At 40.5% G+C, this 19,888-nt stretch carries 16 protein-coding genes; 12 read left to right on the top strand and 4 right to left on the bottom strand.

Annotated features, from left to right (window positions below; genetic code table 11):
• Positions 1 to 3: 3 nt before the first annotated feature.
• A complete protein-coding gene (locus tag LPTSP_RS10625) occupies positions 4 to 1,836 on the top strand; it encodes an alpha/beta hydrolase (protein WP_108928745.1) in 1,833 nt (610 codons plus the stop codon).
• Positions 1,837 to 1,838: 2 nt separating this feature from the next.
• The gene (locus tag LPTSP_RS10620) at positions 1,839 to 2,663 is read left to right on the top strand and encodes an SDR family NAD(P)-dependent oxidoreductase (protein WP_108928744.1); all 825 of its coding nucleotides are present in this window, start codon (positions 1,839 to 1,841) and stop codon (positions 2,661 to 2,663) included.
• 7 nt (positions 2,664 to 2,670) lie between these two features.
• Here the strand turns inward: LPTSP_RS10620 and LPTSP_RS10615 are convergent, their stop codons facing one another.
• Entirely contained in the window at positions 2,671 to 3,120 is a 450-nt protein-coding gene (locus LPTSP_RS10615; protein ID WP_108928743.1) for an SRPBCC domain-containing protein, read from the bottom strand.
• A 66-nt stretch (positions 3,121 to 3,186) separates the two neighbouring features.
• Here LPTSP_RS10615 and LPTSP_RS10610 point away from each other — a divergent pair, with 66 nt between their 5' ends.
• The 5 genes from LPTSP_RS10610 to LPTSP_RS10590 all read left to right on the top strand — a co-directional run bounded on the left by LPTSP_RS10610 (position 3,187) and on the right by LPTSP_RS10590 (position 11,545).
• On the top strand, positions 3,187 to 5,271 hold the full coding sequence (locus LPTSP_RS10610) for a 7TM diverse intracellular signaling domain-containing protein (RefSeq protein ID WP_108928742.1): 2,085 nt from the start codon (positions 3,187 to 3,189) through the stop codon (positions 5,269 to 5,271).
• Positions 5,272 to 5,323: 52 nt separating this feature from the next.
• Entirely contained in the window at positions 5,324 to 7,462 is a 2,139-nt protein-coding gene (locus tag LPTSP_RS10605) for a 7TM diverse intracellular signaling domain-containing protein (protein ID WP_108928741.1), read from the top strand.
• Between the two features lie 84 nt (positions 7,463 to 7,546).
• Positions 7,547 to 8,848: a cyclic nucleotide-gated ion channel gene (locus LPTSP_RS10600; RefSeq protein WP_108928740.1), complete on the top strand. Its 1,302-nt coding sequence runs from the start codon at positions 7,547 to 7,549 to the stop codon at positions 8,846 to 8,848.
• Positions 8,849 to 8,939: 91 nt separating this feature from the next.
• Entirely contained in the window at positions 8,940 to 9,380 is a 441-nt protein-coding gene (locus LPTSP_RS10595; protein ID WP_108928739.1) for a DUF1761 domain-containing protein, read from the top strand.
• A 110-nt stretch (positions 9,381 to 9,490) separates the two neighbouring features.
• Entirely contained in the window at positions 9,491 to 11,545 is a 2,055-nt protein-coding gene (locus LPTSP_RS10590) for a sensor histidine kinase (protein WP_108928738.1), read from the top strand.
• Positions 11,546 to 11,555: 10 nt separating this feature from the next.
• Here the strand turns inward: LPTSP_RS10590 and LPTSP_RS10585 are convergent, their stop codons facing one another.
• Positions 11,556 to 12,140, bottom strand: a complete 585-nt coding sequence (locus LPTSP_RS10585) for a YdeI/OmpD-associated family protein (protein ID WP_108928737.1) — start codon at positions 12,138 to 12,140, stop codon at positions 11,556 to 11,558.
• A gap of 68 nt (positions 12,141 to 12,208) precedes the next feature.
• Here LPTSP_RS10585 and LPTSP_RS10580 point away from each other — a divergent pair, with 68 nt between their 5' ends.
• Positions 12,209 to 13,228, top strand: a complete 1,020-nt coding sequence (locus tag LPTSP_RS10580) for an MBL fold metallo-hydrolase (RefSeq protein WP_108928736.1) — start codon at positions 12,209 to 12,211, stop codon at positions 13,226 to 13,228.
• Between the two features lie 36 nt (positions 13,229 to 13,264).
• Positions 13,265 to 14,314, top strand: coding sequence for a questin oxidase family protein (locus LPTSP_RS10575; protein WP_108928735.1), 1,050 nt, complete (start codon positions 13,265 to 13,267; stop codon positions 14,312 to 14,314).
• Here LPTSP_RS10575 and LPTSP_RS10570 read toward each other — a convergent pair.
• Complete coding sequence (locus LPTSP_RS10570) at positions 14,311 to 14,913, bottom strand: alpha-ketoglutarate-dependent dioxygenase AlkB family protein (RefSeq protein WP_108928734.1); 603 nt, start codon at positions 14,911 to 14,913, stop codon at positions 14,311 to 14,313. The genes LPTSP_RS10575 and LPTSP_RS10570 overlap by 4 nt on opposite strands.
• Complete coding sequence (locus LPTSP_RS10565; protein WP_108928733.1) at positions 14,910 to 15,770, bottom strand: methylated-DNA--[protein]-cysteine S-methyltransferase; 861 nt, start codon at positions 15,768 to 15,770, stop codon at positions 14,910 to 14,912. The genes LPTSP_RS10570 and LPTSP_RS10565 overlap by 4 nt, the downstream gene beginning before the upstream one ends.
• A gap of 154 nt (positions 15,771 to 15,924) precedes the next feature.
• On the opposite strand from LPTSP_RS10565, the gene LPTSP_RS10560 reads away from it, so the two are divergent.
• The 3 genes from LPTSP_RS10560 to LPTSP_RS10550 are packed head-to-tail and all read left to right on the top strand — an operon-like array spanning position 15,925 to position 19,864.
• A complete protein-coding gene (locus LPTSP_RS10560) occupies positions 15,925 to 16,635 on the top strand; it encodes a TetR/AcrR family transcriptional regulator (protein ID WP_245915548.1) in 711 nt (236 codons plus the stop codon).
• Positions 16,628 to 17,926 (top strand): glycoside hydrolase family 1 protein, encoded by a 1,299-nt coding sequence (locus LPTSP_RS10555; protein WP_108928732.1) that lies wholly within the window; start codon positions 16,628 to 16,630, stop codon positions 17,924 to 17,926. Before LPTSP_RS10560 ends, LPTSP_RS10555 begins: the two co-directional genes overlap by 8 nt.
• Before the next feature lie 57 nt (positions 17,927 to 17,983).
• On the top strand, positions 17,984 to 19,864 hold the full coding sequence (locus LPTSP_RS10550) for an elongation factor G-like protein (RefSeq protein WP_108928731.1): 1,881 nt from the start codon (positions 17,984 to 17,986) through the stop codon (positions 19,862 to 19,864).
• Positions 19,865 to 19,888 lie beyond the last annotated feature (24 nt).

Here is a 19,888-nt window from a genome sequence, read left to right as displayed (position 1 = left end):
CGATTGGCGACAGCGACGAAAAATAAATCAAAGAAGAATGCCGGCAAATCTAAGCTCGGTAAAACAGGAGTCAATTCTCATCCGGTAAGTCTAGAGTTTACAGAGGAAATGAAAGGTTTCGTTTCCATGCCCGGATCTTTTAATTTTCAGGAAGATTATGCTGCGGGGAAGAAGGCAGGAAACTACCTGATGTTTCACCTAACGATCCGTGTGAATGACACTCAGTTCTTTGTCTATGATCCGAATGAAACAGGAGAAGCTATCGGTTGGGTAGAATGCCAACCTCTAGGCGGAAGATTCGAAGTAGAAAAAGGGGTCTTCAATTGTTTCGTGGATTATGGCAAACCTTCTGCTAACGAAAAACATATGAAGTACCGTTTGTTCTTAAAGAACAAAGCTGGAAAGAAGATTACCTTAAACGGATTTAAGAAGGTAGTAGACGACGGTATTTTGAATATCTGGAGAGACACTTCTACACTTTATACAACTGTGTACGAAGGATATGTAGAAGAAAAGGCAGAACCTAAAGCGAAGGTACTCGCAAAAGGGATTCTGCATATATTAGAAAAAGATTTTATTAAGCAGATGACCACCTTCAAATCGAACGGCCGTACTTTTTCGGAAAGAAAAGACGCTCTGTTCAGATTCGGTGAGTTATTCATGGGGAATCTTTGGGAAATTTACGGGGCCCAATTCAGAAAGGCAGAGCCAGAGCTATGGCGAGAAAGGGACATTCCAGTATTTACCCTAGACGGGGTCAAAAATTCTAAGATCACTTTTCATCCATTCACTACGGAAGATAAAATTTCCCTCAATTTAGTTCGTTTTCAGAAGAAGGAGAGTAAGGATGTAGTAATCCTAATGCATGGGCTCACCACTTCTACGGATATGTTCGTTATGCCGGAACATAAGAATCTTGTAACATATTTACATGAAAACGGATTTACCGACGTTTGGAGTTTTGACTGGAGAGGAAGTTTACGTTTTAATTATAATCTTTTTCCTCACAGATATACTTTGGACGATATCGCTCTTTATGACGTGCCAGCCGCTTTGAAAGTAGTAAAAGACGCAGTTGGCGCAGGGAAAAGGATCCATTTTGTCGTACATTGTGTGGGCTCCATCTCATTTTTCATGAGCTTATTCGGAGGGAAAATAGACGGAGTCACGAGCGTCGTCTCGAACAGTGTGTCTTTGACTCCGAATGTACCTACTTGGTCTAAGATCAAACTTGCGTTTTCTCCTTTTTTGATGGAGTCGATTTTCAGATTCCCGAATGTAAATCCACGCTGGTACTATCTGCCCGGTATAGCCTCTGGAAAGATATTATCTAGATTCGTAAGTCTTTTTCATCACGAATGCGACGAGCCTGCTTGTCATATGCTCAGCCTTATGTGGGGAACAGGATGGCCTGCTTGTTATGAACATGCAAATCTTCCGGATATCACTCATAGAAGGGTAGGGGATCTGTTCGGTGCAACTTCGATGAACTATTATAGACATATCAGAAAAGCAGTAGGTCGAAAGGCCATGATCAAGTATACGCCTACGGATGCTCGCTATAACTCTTTGCCGAACAATTATCTAGACAAGGCCTCCGAAGTTAAAACTCCGGTTCTGTTCGTGACAGGTGATCAAAATAAAGTATTCAAAGATTCTAATATTATAGCTTACGAAACATTGAATCGTTTGAATCCGGGAAATAAAAATGAACTGTTCATCGCCGAGGGTTATGGCCATCAGGACACTTTGATGGGGAAAAAGAGCGATAAGGACGTGTTCCCTAGGATAGTGGAGTTTCTACGTAAGAATTCCAACGGAGTGAAAAAAGGATAAATATGTCTAAGGAAAACCGACCAGTCGTTTTTCTAACAGGAGCGGCAGGAGGGATCGGCAGAGAAACCGCAGCCCTTCTTTCCGAAAAAGGGTATCTTCTCTTTTTGACCGATCTGCAAAAACAGTCTTCGGATCTGAAGAAGTTCGCAGATACATTAGGAAAAGACCATATTGTTTTTGCGTGCGATATTTCTAAGGCTTCCGATTCAGAAAAGGCCATCAAAGAATGTGTAAAACAATTCGGAAAGATCGATGTTCTTGTGAATAATGCAGGGATCATGAGACCTTCAAAATTCGAGAACCTTACCCAAGAGGAGATAGATGAGCAGATAGGTATTAATATAATCGGCACCATCCGGCTGACTAAATTAGGATTACCTCATCTTAAAAAATCAAAAGGTAAACTGGTCATATTGTCTTCTTTAGCAGGGATTGTCCCCGCTCCTCATCATTCTATCTATAGTGCGACCAAATTTGCGCTTAGGGGTTTTGCTTTAAGTCTGTATCTGGAATGGAAAGAAATAGGTATACGAGTCAGTTCCATTCTTCCGGGGACCATTCAATCACCTATGACAAAGTATATGGCGTCTAAGGACAGTTCTCCAATGGCTTATATCAATCCGCCTTTACCACCTTCTGCGGTTGCAAAAGCAATTTGGAAAGCGATCCAAACCGATAAGGCTGAGATCTATGTTCCGTATTCTCAAGGGTTATTAGCTAGAGTTGCGTTATTATTCCCTTCCTTATTATCTTTGATCTACCCGATCATGGCCAAAAAGGGAGTTCGAAATTTCGAATCATGGAAAAGAAAAGGAGTTTTTGACTGACAGCGAATTAGAAATTATCTTCGCTTAACTCTTTTAATTTTTGATTCATTTTTATATGTGAATTACGCACTGCGGTTTGGATATGCGAACTAAATAAATTAGGCATAATCCCGTTTAAGATCGCTGTGTGGCTGAATTTGGTGCGACCGGGAGTGATCTTTTCAAAAGTGAAACGATGATCTCCTGAAAACATGTATTTGAAAAAGAGTGGAAAGGCGCCTTTCCAAGATATGGATTTAGAATTGGTGAGTTCGTATATCAACGCTTTGGTGGGCAGATATACTCCTGTGAAATAATAGTCGAAAACAATAATCGTTCCGTCTTGCACCGGTTTGCCGAGGATCCTTTTTAAGAATGGATTCCAAGAAGGAAACTTGGAGAAGTCGGTAAAAATACTCCAAATTTTTTCAGGGGATGCCTGGATTTCTATCGAGGTGACGATTGTTTGAGGATTCATTCGTCACATATCTGATGTTCTATCTGAAAAATGTCCATCTAATAAATGTTTAAAATTTGGTAATTTATGAATTGTAAAAGTTTTATTCTCTATATCATTTTCGCCGCGTTATTTGCGGGTTCTTCTTTGTCTGCAGAAGATAAGATCCACGTTAGTAAAGATATCGAACGACTACCTTTAGGTAAGTCTATATATTATCTGGAGGATCCAGAAAGAAAATTAACATTCGAGGACATTTCCAAACCAGATGCAGATTCTAAATTTATAAAATCAGATAAGGATTCTTTGGATTTCGGACAATTGAATTATAATTACTGGTTCCGACTAACTTTTGAAAATGATACTCCTGAACCCGTTTCGAAACTTGTCGAGATAAATTATAGCAATATAGATATAGCACAATTTTATAAACCGAATAATGACGGCACATATTCAAAGGAAGAAAGCGGGATGCTTTTTCCTTTTTCTGCCAGAAGTTTTAAGAATCGTAACTTCGTTTATCAGATCCAATTGGAGCCAGGGCAACAAAAGACTTATTATCTAATGACTTGGACCAGTGGTGGTTTGAATATTCCTCTCACACTTTGGGACAAGGATGCATTCTCTCAATATAACGCCGATATGCAACATGGTTTAGGTTTATATTATGGAGTGATGATTGTGATGATCCTCTATAATATTTTTATCTTCTTCTCCGTAAGAGACGTGAGTTATTTTTACTATGTATGCTATATCCTAGGTTTTTTAGGAATACAGTTGGTTCTAACGGGACATGGATTTCAATATCTATGGCCGGCATTTCCATTTTTACAAAGGAACTTTTACGTTGTCTTTACTGGCATCTGTATGGCGTCTGTGCTCCTGTTCACGAAACGCTTTTTGAATACAAAGGAGAATGTTCCGAAATGGTTAGATAAATCCATGAAGGTGCTGATCGTCGCACATGGATTTATCATTTTCACTCCATTAGTTCTGCCTCCGGAAATTACCGTAAAATTAGCTTTGCTTCTCACTCTTCCTGTTCTGATCTTTATTCCTACTGCCACAGTTATCAGTTTCTTGAAGAAGTTTCGTCCTGCACGTTATTTCCTTTTGGCATTCACTGTTCTTACTGTTTCTGGAACGGTAGTAGTTCTTCGTTTTATAAATGTTTTGGGTTCTACATTCTTAACTGAATATGGATTGTATCTGGGTTCTACGATGGAGGTTATCCTTCTCTCCATCGCTTTGGCGGACCGTATCAATATTATGAAAAAGGAAAAGGAAGAAGCTCAGGCTAAAACCTTGGAGATGCAAAAAATACTTACAGAGTCTTATGCCAGATTCGTTCCGAAAGATTTCTTAGCAAACTTAGGAAAGGATTCAATTCTAGATGTGAGGCTTGGGGACCAGATTCAAAAGGAGATGGCTGTTCTATTCAGCGATATTCGTTCCTTTACCACATTGTCGGAGCAGATGACGCCCGCGGAAAATTTTAATTTCATCAATTCTTATTTAAGTAGGATGAGCCCAATAATCCAAAGACATAACGGATTTATCGATAAGTTTATCGGTGATGCGATCATGGCTCTATTTCAAAGAAATGTAATAGACGCGGTATCCGCCGGTGTGGAGATGCAGCGATATCTGAAGGAATATAACGAACATAGGAATCGCCAAGGTTATATTCCTATCCAGATCGGAGTGGGAATCCATTCGGGTTCCTTAATGTTAGGCACGATAGGAGCGGAGGAAAGGTTAGAAGGTACCGTAATTTCCGATACAGTCAACCTGGCTTCTAGAATAGAAAGCCTAACTAAAGTATACGGCTCAAGAATTGCGGTCAGCGAAAGTACGATTGAAGAAGTTAAAAAAGACGGCAAATTCCATTTCCGCTTTTTAGATAGAGTAAAAGTAAAAGGTAAACAAAGACCTGTTTCCGTTTACGAAGTGTTCGACGGGGACGAGCCTGAGCACCAGGATCTGAAATTGAAAACCAAAGAATCCTACGAAAAAGGTGTGAAGGCATTTTATTCTAACTCATTCGAGGAGGCAAAACATCAGTTTGAGAATGTAATCTCACTCTTTCCAGATGATAAGGCCACTCAACTTTACTTAAAACGTTTGTACCCTGTTACTCACGATCGGAAATTGGAAGAAGTGGAAGAATAGACCCGGCCCAGGCCGGCTACCTGCCACTGATAAATCATACGCTATTGGGAACTTGAAAGGGCTATTTTATTCTTTCCTAAAGAAGGGAGGAGTAAAATATTCCTACAAACGTATTCCAATGTACCTATCCAAGGTTCTCGTTCTAATTTTATGTTTATCGGCCTCGTCTTTATTTTCGCAGGAGGCCATTCCTTTTTCTTCCCAAATAGAACGTAAAAGAATTAGTACTGAGGTCTATTTTTTAGAAGATCCTAGTAAGGGCCTTGGAATAGAGAAGGTCTCTTCGGGAGAATATTCCGGAAAATTCAAAAAATCGGATATGGATCCGCTGAACTTCGGGCAGACTAACTTTGATTATTGGATCAGGATTACCCTTAAAAACTCGGAAAAGACACAGATCCGAAAAATTTTAGAAGTAGATTATACGAATATAGATCGGGTAGACTTTTTTGCGGAGGGTATCTCCGGCAAACCGGAGTTAGTCAATTCTAGCGGGATGGCTTTTCCTTATCCGGTTCGAAAAGTAAATCATAGAAACTTTATCTATTCCTTAGATTTCGAACCGGAACAAATCCGTACTTTCTATCTTAAGTTGAACACAAGCGGTGGTTTGGTGTTCCCGCTCATACTATGGAATCCGGAGACATTCTATCATCATAATGCCGATATTCATTTAGGTCTTGGATTGTATTATGGGATCATGTGTGTGATGATACTTTATCATTTATTGATATTCTTATCTACTCGTGATATCAGTTATTTGTTTTTTGTGACTAATATTTTCGGATTTTTCGGGATCCAACTGGTTCTTACGGGTCACGGATTCCAATACCTTTGGTCGGAACATCCTGATCTACAGAGGAATTTATACGTAGTCTTTACCGGGGTATGTATGTCTTCCTTGGTATTATTTGCACAAAAGTTTTTGAATACGGAAGAGAATATAAATCGTTATCTGAATTATTCTCTACATTTCACTTGGGGAATTCATGCTCTTCTGACTTTTTCTCCTTTGTTTTTACCTCCGGAGTTTACCGTCAAAGTGAGTTTGGCGCTGAGTATCCTTGCTCCTTCTTTGGTCTTGATCGCAGCGTCTATTTGCTTTTTCAAAAATTATAGACCAGCTAGATATTTTCTATTGGCGTTCAGCTTTTTATGTATTTCCGGGATGTTCGTCGTTTTGAAATTTGCAAATATTGTCGGGGTTTCTAATTGGGCGGATGACGGATTGTATATCGGTTCATCTATGTCGGCATTATTATTCTCTTTTGCATTAGCTGATAAGATCAATATTCTGAAAAAAGAAAAAGAAGATGCACAGCGTAGGATTTTCGAAGCACAAAAAGAAAATCTGGAAATGCAGAAAACACTGAACGATTCTTTGGAAACCTTGGTGATAGAAAGAACTAAGACGATAGAAGAACAAAAATTGGATATAGAAGCTAAGGCAAAATTGATCGAGAAAGATCTTGCCATTGCAGGAAAGATACAATTTTCACTTCTTCCTTCCGTTCTTCCGAAAGCGCATAATGTGAGGATCGCATATAGATGTATCCCTATGCTTCATGTGGGAGGAGATTTTGTAGATCTGATCTCCGATCGGACTGGACGAGCTCTTGGAATTTTTATTTGCGATGTGACAGGACATGGAACGGGTGCTGCGATGGTGGCCGCTATGGTAAAGATGGCTTTAGCGGATTGGTCCGATTATTTAAGCGATCCTGGATACATGCTCGCAAAGATGAGAGCTCAGTTGATGGGAAAATTGAACGGAAATTTTGTGACTGCTACTATGATCACGTTTTATCCTGAATCGGGACGGATCCTAATTGCAAATGCAGGACATCCGGAAGCAATATTGATCCGCAAAGGGAATGGAAAACATGAAACCTATCGCCCTACCGGGATTGCGATCAATGAGTTCTTATCTACTCCGAATTACCAAACCCTAAAAACTGAATTAACTAAAGGTGATAAACTCATCCTTTACACCGATGGTCTTCCTGAAGCCAGATCCAGAGAAGGGGATTTTTATGGAGACGATAGATTTTTAGATCTGCTCAAAAACTTTTCGGAATTAGAGCCCGAACTCTTTTGTAATTCAGTGATCGGGAAGATCCAACATTTCACCCAAGAAGAACAAAGTTCTCACGATGATATGGCATTGGTCGTTCTGGAATACCTAGGTTGACCCTCCTTTAGCTTTTTCATACTGGACCCTGTAGAAATACCACTTTCCGGTCCGATACTTAAGTCAGCCTTCGTAGGTTAAGTTATGATAAGCTCGAATAACCGCGTTAGAGTATATTGGGACGTACTCGTATTCATTTGTATATTTTGGGCTTCCCTGGAGTCACCTCTTCGGATCGTTATCTCATACGATCAGAATCTGCTTTTAACCGGGATCTATTTTTTTATAGATTCAGTCTTTGCTTTGGATATCATTTGGAATTGTGTCACTCCCGAATATAAAGATGGTAAATGGGTAGTCATACGATCAGAAGTGATCCGAGACTATTTAAGATCCTGGTTTATTATAGATCTGATCGCAGCTGTACCTTTTGAATATGCGACTCTCAAAATTTTCGGGCTACAACAATCCCAATATCCTTATCTATATCTTATCTTAGGCATTACCCGGATCCTAAAAGTATTTAGGATATCGGACATTTTACATAGGATCAATCTAGCCTTCCAACCCACGCCCGGGATCTTAAGATTGGTCCTTTTTGCTTTTTGGGTTACATTAGTCGCTCATTGGTGCGCGGTTGGCTGGTTGTATATGGATGATCTTCAGGATTATCAGACCGGTCAGTCTGAATATATTAGAGCCTTGTATTGGACCGTGACCACGATTGCCACTGTAGGCTATGGCGATATTACTCCTTCTACAGACGTGCAGAGAATATATACTATATTTGTAATGATGTTAGGAGCGGGAGTGTACGCAACGGTTATCGGTAATATTGCAAGTATATTAGGAAATCTTGATTTGGCCAAGGCTGCTCAAATGAAAAAGATGGCCCAGGTGGATTCATTCCTGAAAGCGAGGAATATTCCAAATGATATGCGAAGAAGAGTTCGAGATTATTATATGTACATTATAGATAGAGGATGGGGAGAAGATGAAAGTTTGCTTTTGAATGATCTCCCTCTCTCTTTACGGAAAGAAGTTAAAATACAATTACATCGGAGCTTATTGGAGAAGGTTCCGTTCCTAAAAGGTGCGGATCCTGCCTTAGTCGCGAGTTTGGTATTTTCATTAAAGCCTACAATCTTTCTGAAAGGCGATATTGTTTTTAAAAGAGGAGAGAAGGGAGATGGCCTTTATATTTTGAGCGAAGGCTCCGTAGATATATTAGGCTCCGATGATAAAACAGTTTTGTTGAATTTGCAGGAAGGTCAGTTCTTCGGTGAGTTGGCTTTGGTAACGGAAGAACCTAGGTCTGCAACGGTTCGAACTACGAGCACCTGTGAAATTTATACTTTAAGTAAGTCGGATTTCGATCAATCTTTGGAAAGATTTTCAGAATTCAGATCGGCAATAGAAGAATCTGTTTCCAATTTAAAAAAATAACGGCTCTAACTCACTTTCATAGATCGGTTTCGAAATTACTTGACCGGGTTGTAAATTCTGCTAAAAAGCACGAGCTGAAATAGGAGATTATATGCTACCGGTAATACCGTTAAATTATTTGGCAATTTTGGTCGGAGTTCTTGCAAACGTAGTGATCGGATTTCTTTGGTTCGGCCCGATCTTCGGGAAGGTTTGGATGAAAGAAATGGGTTACGAGAACATGGAACCCGATACTAAGTCGATGATGAAATCTATGGGAATTATGATCGTCGGTTCCTTTCTAACAGCGTATGTTTTAGCTCATAGTCTATTTGTTTGGAAACCTTCTTCTTGGAATCTTCCTGGAGATGGACCCGCTTGGATGTACGGAGCGTATGCTGCTTTTTATATTTGGCTAGGTTTTTATATACCAATGCTTTTAGGTTCCGTTGCTTGGGAATCTAGATCTTGGAAATTGTTTTTTATCAATGCAGGGTATAATTTAGTTTCCTTAGCGGCTATTGGGCAGATCCTCGCTGTTTGGCCTGCTTAATAACCGATCTGCATTCTTAATATTTAAAAAAGGGATTCCAAATCGGAATCCCTTTTTCTATCTTAAGCTAAAGTCAGAAAATTTTTTCCGAAGGATGTCCGGAAGTTCTCTTGAAAAGCAAGCATAACGTATTAATTTTTATTCCCTCTTTGATCGGAGTTTCGGTCTTACTCGGCTGGGTATTGGATATAGAGATCCTGAAACGACCTAGGATTTCTATGGTTGCAATGAACCCGATGTCCGCGCTTTCTTTTATTCTTTTGGGATTTGCATTTTATCTCAATCTAAATCAACCTGATTCTAAGACTTCCCGCAATATCATTCGTTCGATTGCGTTATTCGTCATCTCTCTAGGTCTTTCCAGATTATACTCCGTCTTAAGCGGATTCGATCTGGGAATGGATGAGATCCTTTTTCCGGACAAGATCTCGGCTGTTGTTGTAAACGGTTTTCCAAACAGAATGGCTCCTAATACTGCTTTCGATTTTGCGGTGCTTGGATCCGCTGTTTTCTTAAGTTCCTTTAGGAAGGAAGTTTTAAGTTCTATCTCCAATTATTTATGTATTTTGGTCCTTTTGATCGGACTTTTTTCTGTGATCGGCTATGTGTATCAGGTCCAGGAATTTTACGGAATTCTTTCCTTCATTCCTATGGCAATCCATACTGCTATTAGTTTTATTCTCTGCTCCTTCTCCCTTCTATTGATCAACGGACATTCCGGATTTATGAAGGTGTTTACGAGTAAAAGTTCGGGAGGGATTTTAGCTAGGCTCTTAATTCCATTCTTGATCATTATTCCTGTTATATTCGGTTATATCCGTATTTATCTGAACAAGTTGAATCCTGTCAGTTTAGAACTTGGAGTAGGGTTCTTGATGACAGGGATCATCCTTACTTTTTTTATCTTGGTCTGGTTCGTAGCTAGTCAATTAGAAAAATCAGATACAGCAAGAACAGAAGCGGAGAGGAAACTATCAGAGTTGAACCATGAATTGGAGCAGTTGGTCAATTCTAAGACCATGGATCTTTTTAAGAGTGAGAATCGGTTTAGGACAATTATAGAACAATTTCCTTATCCAGTATTGACTTACAATCCGGAAGGAGTTTGCACGGGGACGAACTTTGCCTGGGAAGAAATGTGGAATACCAGAAGGGATGTATTAGTAGATTATAATATATTAAAAGATCCCCAGATAAAGGAGGCAGGATTTCTTCCGTTCGTGGAAAAGGCCTTCGGTGGAGAACCTGCAATCTCAGAACCTTTTTCCTACGATCCCAAGTTAATCGGAAGCTCCGGAAGAAATCGCTGGCTACAAATGGTACTCTATCCTGTCAAAAACACTGCGGGGAACATCTTAGAGGTGATTGTGGTCCACCAAGATATTACAGCAAGTAAGGAAGCAGAAAATGAGATCCGCTTATTGAATAATGAGTTAGAAGAAAGAGTAAAGGTCCGCACGGAACAATTAGTTTTGGCTAATAAGGAATTGGAATCTTTCTCTTATTCCATCTCTCACGATTTAAGGGCACCAATCCGAGGAATCAGCGGTTTCACTCAGATCTTAATGGAAGATTATGGAGTGAATTTTGATGATGAAGGAAAAAGGATCATCGGCAAAATTATAGAGAATGCCAAGCAGATGGGACAGTTGGTGGATGATCTTCTGGAATTTTCCAGGCTGGGAAGAACGGAACTCGGCGAAAAAGAAATTTCCATGAAAGAATTGGCTATGACTGTATATAAAGAATTGATAAACTTAGAGTCGGGGAGAGAAATCCACTTTGAAATACAAGATATTCCTAATGTAAGAGCGGACCAACCTGCGGTGCGTCAACTTTGGGTGAATCTGATCTCGAATGCCATCAAATATACTAAAAAAATCGGATCACCTACCATCCAGATCGGTTCAATGGAATCTCAGGAAGGAACCGTTTTTTATATTAAAGATAATGGTGCAGGTTTTAATATGCAATACTACCATAAACTTTTCGGAGTCTTTCAAAGATTACATTCCAATTCGGATTTCGAAGGGACTGGAGTGGGACTTGCCATAGTAAAAAGGATCGTTTCTCGCCATGGAGGGAATGTATGGGCGGAATCTAAAGAAGGAGAAGGTGCCACCTTTTATTTTACTCTGCCCGGACAGGATCCTAAATTAAAGTGATTTTAGAAATTTAGCTATTTGGTTTCTTCTTCCAATTGAGTGCATCTATCCTCTTTTGGGATTGTGAGTCTGAGATGAGGATGTCCAATCGTTTGAGTCTGGTTTCTTCCCTTTTGGGACTGATCACCCACCAAATGGCAGTTCGCTGGTAAGAAGGAGCCTGGCCAGTAAAGAACTCCCAGGACTTTGTATTTTTCTGGAATTTCTTTTTATAAACGGAAGGCAACTCTATCTTCTCTTGCTCGAAAGAATATTGAGCGGTTTTTTTCTTTTCGGAATGGAAGGCCTGAAGGCCGGATTCTTGGACCAAACCTTCTACGATCAACTCTTGGATGCGTTTTATATTAACCCTACTCCAAATACTTCCAATCTTTCGGGGAGTAAAACGGGCAGAATAACTTTCCTCGTCTATATTCTTTCGGACCCCATCGATCCAACCGAAACATAACGCTTGGTCAATCGCTTCTCCATAAGGGATTCCTTTTTTAGAGGATTTTGTTTTATAAAAGCCTAAAAGAAGTTCGGATTCTTTTTTATGATTTTTGGAAAGCCAGGTGCGGAACTCCTTTCCGGTCTTAAAGAACTTTGGTATCATTAGGAATTTCTACTTGGCAGAAGTTTAAAGTGTATATAACTTTATGAAAGTTATTTTCGGTAGGTAGTATGAATCAAAGAGGTTCCAGGTCCATTTTTTTTAATCTTTTGACTGCGGTCGTATTATTGCAGAACTGTCTGACTTCTTCCGCAAATATCCAGGACTATAAGGATCATTTTATAGGCAATGATCCTAAGGATCTTACTTCCGAGATCCCAAAGGGAAAGGTAAGGGCAGTATTCTTGGGAACTAGCTCCATTCTATTGGATGACGGAGAAACTCAAATATTGACGGATGGTTTCTTTTCGAGGCCTTCTCTTTTTAATACGATGTTCTCCAAAATTTCCTCGGACGAACAGGAAATTAAATACGTTATGCTACTTGCTGGTATTAAACGTTTAAAAGGGATCTTCGTATGTCATTCTCATTATGATCATTCTATGGATTCTCCTTTTATCGCTAAGGAGACAGGCGCAAAGCTGTACGGTTCACTTTCAACAATGCAGATTGGAAAAGGAGGAGGATTGCCTGAAGAGCAGTTGGCTTTATTCCAACCGGGTAAAAAGATCCAGATAGGTAAGTTTAAGATCACCGTGCTAAATTCAAAGCATACTCCTCCTTTTAAAATTTTAGGAAAAACGAATGCCGCAGATCCGAATAGACCTGATTTAACTGAAGCATTGTCTCAGCCCGCAAAGGCAGAGGATTATATAGAAGGTGGGACTTACGACTTTTTGGTAGAACATGGGAAACATTCCATCTTGATCAAAGGAAGTACGAATTATATAGAGAATGCTTGGGACGGTTTGAAGGCGGATGTTCTCTTCTTAGGGATCGCGATGCTCGGCAAACAAGAAGAAGGATTTAAGGCCAAATATTACGAAGAAACCGTGACCAAAACTTCTCCCAAGATGGTGATCCCTGTGCATTGGGATAATTTTTTCAAACCGTTGAGTGAGCCCTTAGAACCGAATTTAAGTCTGGGAGACGATGTGAAAACAGCGATGGAATTTATAATACAAAAAACTTCCCAAGATGGGATACAATTCAAGATACTAAGAGGTTTCGAGAGCATTCTGTTATTTTAATATAATGGTTCTTAAAAATGGAGGCTGCTAGGTTATATGGAAGATGAGGACACCATGGAAAAAGTTTTAGAATACTTAGAACCTTTTGGTCCGGATCTAAAAAACGGACTAAGCAATCATGCTCCAATGGCCTGTGAAGCGTTGGTCACTATGGGAAAAGAAGAGAATATCTTCCCTTGGCTGAAAAGATATGGGAACCAATTCTTAGAAAAAAAGAAGCCTAGGAGTAAAATTTATAGCGGCGATTGGAAAGACTTCTTAGGAGTTCCGGGTACGTATCCTGAGTGGGAAATTTTTTTTAATGCAGAGTTGGAAGAAGGCCCCTGGCAAAAAAAGATCACTGAATGGGCGGTCAAACTTGCTCCGGGAATTTGTGCAGATGCTACTCATGGAGTGATCCGCACCGGGCATGCGGTCAGAAGTTTAGCTAGAAAGGAATCAAAACTTAGGAAAAGGGAGCTTGCTTCCGGATTAGCGGTTTGGGCGTCTTCTTATTTGGAATTGCCTACTTCTTTCGATTCTTTACTAGGTTTACAGCCGGAAGACGCTATACAAAAGGTGGACTTTGTTCCGGAAGAATCCAAAAACTTTTCGGGCACAATTGTTTCTTCCCTGCAAGGGCTCGGAGACTATGAAAATTTTTCTCCTGTGATCGGATATCTGAATGTTTCCGACGAGCCGGAAGAGATCATCTCAGGCTTATCGGAAGTATTTTCCAGAGTAGTCCTGAATAATGTGAAAGATAATCTCTCCGCGATCGTTTTTATCCATTCTGTCACGAGTGTTTCTGCTCTCCGAAGTATATTACCTTTTCTGAATGAGCACGAAAAAAAGTCCGTCTTAAGATATTCCTGGCAGTCCGGAGCGGCATTATTTTCTGCATTCGGTAAAAAGGTAAATCTGGCGCTGCCAGAAAGATTAGAAAATGAATCCAGAGAAGAAATGATTCATAAGGCGATAGAACATGGAGACGAGCATGCTATCAAATTTACGGAAGTATGTTTGAAAGAATATGAATTCAATCCTTCTCCGGCATACTATGCCGCGGCTTGTTTGGCTCGAAAGTTTCTGGAACCTTTGTCTTAATAGAGCATTGTTCTAAAAGTCAGATTGATTCTTGGGTGTTTGACAGATTTGGTTTTAGGCAGACTGTGCAACCAACGTTCTTGGGTTTCTCCCTTCATAACTAATAAACTTCCATGTTCTAATATTAAGGAAATCTGTTCTTTCGTGGACTTATGTTTGAAGTAGAATTTTCTTTCTGCTCCCAAGGATAGAGAAGCGATTGTGGAATTTTTGCCTAAGGCCTTTTCGTCGTCGCTATGCCAAGCCATTCCTTCTTCTCCATTATTGTATAAATTGAGTAAGCAGGAGTTAAATTTTGTCCCAGTGATTTTTTCCGCTAAATCCCTAAGCTCGGAAAGTTCTTTTGTCCAAGAGAGCGCCTTTTTAGTGGTATTAGAATATGTATATTGGTAATCCGCATCTCCATACCAAGCCACCATTCTTTTTGTGATAATATGTTTCCCGAAAATAATCGCCTCGTCGTTTTTCCAGGGAATATTTTTCAGAAGTGTTTCCAAATAATCATTTGCAGAAGATCTGGAAAGAACGGGACCGAAATATTGTACGATCCCTTCGTAAGGTAAAAGATTTCGATCCGTTTCCTCTCTGAACAAATTCATAGATCGTTCCTATTGACCAAATCCGTCTTAGCAGCCTCCCAGCCGATCATTGCCACTTTGCGTGAATCTCCCCAATGATATTCTCCGAATTCTCCAGAAGAACGGATTATTCTATGACAGGGAATTAGAAATGCCACTGGATTATTTCCGATCGCAGTGCCTATGGCTCTGGTCGCCTTAGGGTTTCCCATTTGTTCTCCTATCTGTCCATAGGTAGAAAGTTTTCCCATTGGAATTTTCAAAAGAGTTTCCCAGACCTTGAGTTGGAAGTCTGTACCTTTCAGATGTAATTTGATCTTACCTAATTGACTCCAATCATGAGTGAATATGAATAAGGCGTTTTGTTGGATCATATCTACCGTTTGATTATAAGTCGCGTTCGGAAAGATGGCTTTTAATTCCTGGAATACCTTCTTCTCGTTTTCAAAAAACGAAATATAACAAATTCCTTTTGGAGTAGATGCCACTAGCAAATTTCCGAAAGGACATTCCGCATAACTATAGTTAATCGAAAGGTCCTTTCCTCCATTCTTGTATTCTCCAGGAGTCATTCCTTCTATATTGATAAATAGATCGTGTAGTCTTCCTGTTCCGGAAAGTCCCGAGTCCAAGGCTGTGTCCAATAAAGAAGATCCAGTCTCCTTCAATAAACCTTTTGCATATTCCAGAGTGGTATATTGCAAAAACTTCTTCGGACTTACTCCTGCCCAGTCGGTAAACATTCTCTGGAAATGATGAGGACTAAGTTTGAGTTTGCCTGCTACATCTTCCAGGCTCGGTTGAGTTTTGAAATTTTTACGAAGATAGAAGATCGCATCTGCAATCCTATCGAAGTCGGTGTTTTGTTGCCCTTTCATGTTTCCAAAGTATAGGTAAGAAAGATAAAACTCGAAACCCGATACTTGCTATTTGTAATATAAATTCCAGCTATTAAAAATGGCCCTTCTTCTTTCCTGATTTTAGAGAAAACAAGACTTGACGATTCTTTGTTTCCGGTCCATTTTTTGAAAAATGTCACAATATGTGACATTTTTCAAAGAGGGGAATGTGGGCACAAGGGAGCAGACACGAGAACTTGTCTTAGAAGCCGCAGAATCCCTATTTCTGACCAAAGGGCTCATAGAAGTTTCCATGGAAGACATTGCCACCAAGGCATCTTGCACCAGGCGAAATCTATATCGTTATTTCGATACGAAAGAAGCGCTCAGTATTGCAGTTCTTAGAAAACTTCTCTCTCCTTGGAATGATTTCCAGCTCCAAACATTTCAGCAGCTTAGAAGTTTAAGCCTTTCCGGAAGAGAGGAACTTATCTCCTTTCTCAAAACTTTAGCTAAGTATTTGGAAACCAATAAACCTTTGCTTCGTTTTACCGCAGAGTTCGACTTTGTATTCAGAGAACGTAGCACTTTTCAATTGGATGCTTCTTCCGAAGAGTCCTTATTCGCAGAGTTCCAAATCACAGAAAAACTCATCACACAAATTTTAGAAAGGGGAGAAGTGGACAGAAGTCTCAGTATCCCTTCTTCCAAAGCAATTATAGTTCCTACAATTACGACAGTTCTTTGGGGCCTCGGTCAGAGAGTCGCTCTAAGAGAAACTTTGATCCCTAGAGAATTCGGAGTGAACGGTATGGAACTTGTACAAACACAAATAGATCTATTGGTCCTTGCTTTAGAAACGAAAGAAGGTCCTGGAGAAAAAAAGGAGAATTTACATGTCTAAAAGTTTCGAACTTCCTAAAGAATTTTTATTGGGTTCCGCAACCGCTGCAACTCAGATAGAAGGAGGAGACATTTACAATAATTGGTATGCTTGGTCTCTGATCGGAAAAGTGGGTAATGGAGAATCTTCCATTACCGGAGCGGATCATTATCGAAGATATGTAGAAGATATAGAACTCCTTTCTCAACTTCACCAAGAATGTTATAGAATGAGTATTGAGTGGAGTAGAATAGAGCCAAAACAAGGAGAATGGTCTAAGGAAGCTGTAGAACATTATAGAGATGAATTTCAAAGACTGATAAAAGCTGGAATCAAACCTCTTGTCACTCTTCATCATTTTTCTTGCCCTCAATGGTTCCAAGAAAAAGGAGGATGGCTCTCCGACAATGCGGTCGAGGACTTTATTCGATTTGTGGACTTCTCTACAAAAAGTTTTGGGGACCTCGTTTCAGAATGGTGCACCATCAATGAGCCAAATGTATTCGCAAACGATAGCTATATGGATGGAAAATATCCTCCGGGAAGTCACGGTGATATAGCAGCTTATATGAAAGTCACTAAACGTCTAGTGATCTCTCATTTGAAATCTTATAAACTCATTCATAAGATCCGCAAGGATCTCGGTTTCGCAGGAGAAACAAAAGTAGGTTTCGCACATCATCTTGCTATATTCGAACCTTTTAATTCTCATCCGCTTGCTAAACTCGGTCGTTTTCTAAGCGATTATCTATTTCACGAGATCCATATGAAAGGTTTTGTAGAGGGTAAACTTTGTTTCCCTTTGGGCTTCGGATATCCGGAAGGAAGGGGGATCTTCTGCGATTTTATTGGGATCAATTATTATTCACGCCATCTATTCAAGGCGAGTTATAATCCAGGAAATCTATTCGCTACACCATTGGTGGATCCTAATATTTCGGATTCAGAGAAAAATGACCTGGGCTGGGAAATTTATCCTGAGGGACTCCACAAGGTTTGTCATCGCGCCTGGGACAAATACAAACTTCCGATCTATATCACAGAGAATGGAATTCCGGACGAGAAAGACGAGAAGAGAGAAAAATATATCGTGGATCATCTCTACCAGATCAAACTTCTTTTGGACGAAGGTGTGAAAGTAGAACGTTATTATCATTGGTCCTTTCTGGATAACTTAGAATGGAATGACGGTTATGGACCTCGCTTCGGCTTGGTAGAAGTAGATTACACTACAATGAAAAGAAAACCTAGGTTGAGCGCGCTTCGTTACGCAGAGATCTGTAGGACCAAGAAGATCCAACTCCGCGGATAATATTGACTTAGTCTTACACAAACGGGCGAATGGTGTTTCGACCAGCGGCCGGAGACCATGTCAGTACCATTCTTAAATCCAGGAATATTCGCGCATATTGATGCGGGCAAAACCACACTCTTAGAGAGGATCTTATTCGAGACCGGCAAAATTTCCGCGCCGGGTAGAATAGAAGAAGGTACCACAGAGTCGGACTATCTTCCTGAAGAGATAGAAAGAGGAATTTCTATCCAGTCGACTGTGGCCAGGATCCCTTACCCTGATCCTGAAAAGCCTAGGGTCATTTTGCAGTTCGTGGACAATCCTGGGCATTTGGATTTTCAATCCCAAGCAAATGCCTCCCTTCTCGTTTCCGATTTTGGCCTGGTTCTCATAGATTCGTTCGAAGGACTAAAATCCCAGACCTTCCAAAATGTGGAGGCCCTTCGAAAATCAGGAAAACCAATATTATTTTTTCTAAATAAACTGGATCGTCCCGGAGCGGATATACTTTCCCCTTTGGTGGATCTGGAAGTCGCCTTAGGAAAGGAGCCCATCCTCCTTTTTAAAGAAGACGGAAGTATTCCTGTGTTAAAGGGAGAAGGTCAGGAGTCGGAGCTCCTACCGCTCATTGAATGGGATCACGGCCTTTCCGAAGAATATCTTAAGGATCATAAACTTCTCCCCAAGCTTGCCCTCCAAGGTTTAGTAAAAGGATTCTGGGGAGGGAAAATTTTTCCGGTGCTCGGAGGTTCCGCTCTCCAAGGCCTTGGAGTAAAGGAGCTGCTTGCATTCTTGGAAGTCCTTGCTCATGGAAAGCCTGCTCCACCTTCTTCTAAAGATCTTGCTGGGATTGCTTTCAAAAGAGAGATTCATCCCGAACTTGGGAAACTTCTTCATTTCCAAACACTCGCATCCATCAGGGTTGGGGACTTCTTCCTACATGGAGAAACAAAACACAAGATAGAGAACTTATATCAGATTTCCGCAAGAGACTATGAAGAAGTTTCCAAAGGAGAAATCGGAGAACTTCTCGCAACAACCTCTCTTCTTAACTGGACTCCCGGAGAAATTCTTGCGAGACATAATGCAGATGGCGCGACCAAAACACTACTCGCTCCCATCAGAAAACAATTTCAGATCTTGATAGAGCCGGAAAAAGAAGAAGATCGACAGGAACTTTGGGATCGTCTCCAAGATCTGGCCTGGCTGGATGAAGCGGTGAGTGTAGATATCCTCTCCGAGACCGGGCAATTTCGCTTATCAGGCACTGGAGAGTTGCATTTAGAGATCTCTCTCTCTCGTTTGAGAGAGTCTTTTTCGAAAAGCTTTCAAACGAGCGGAATCAAGGTTGCAAGATTTGCTCTATGGAAAAATTTGGTTCAAAAGGTCGCATTTCAGCATACCGCGTTCGATCAAAAAATCTCGAGCGGACAGGTGCTCGCGTCCTTGGAAAGTTCTCACAACTTTTCTAAGGGAGTGCGGTTTAATGTTCAGCTAGCTGATCCGATCAAAGAGGCGATTTCATCCGCGTTTACGGAAGTCACCGCCCGGGGAATAGATGGAGAAGAAGTTCTCGGTCTACAAATGATCGTCGAGGGTTACGAGTCTCCAAGTGAGACAAAGTCTTTCGATCTTTCTTCCCTGATTAAAGTAGCTGTCATCAAAGGTTTAAAGGACATAATTCCGGATCATTCGGATTTCATTGGTCCCCTTTCCGAGATAGAGATTCTTACACCGAATCAATATCTCGGAGACATATTGGCCAGTTTGGCCAAGAGGGACGCGAAGATTCGTAAGGTCACTGAGTTGACCGAAGGGCGTCATTTGATCCAGGCAAGCGCTTCTACGCAAAACTTGCTTGGCTTTAGCGGTGTCCTTAGAAATATGGCACAGGGAAGGGGCGTCCTATCTTTGGACACCCTTTTCGACTTTGATAACCATTCTGTATTGTTTTAACAAACAAGTCTGAATTCAGATTTG

The sequence above is a fragment of the Leptospira johnsonii genome (assembly GCF_003112675.1).
Lineage (GTDB): Bacteria > Spirochaetota > Leptospiria > Leptospirales > Leptospiraceae > Leptospira_B > Leptospira_B johnsonii.
The sequence above is the reverse complement of the archived record's forward strand: the minus strand, read 5'-3'. Positions and strand labels throughout refer to the sequence as shown.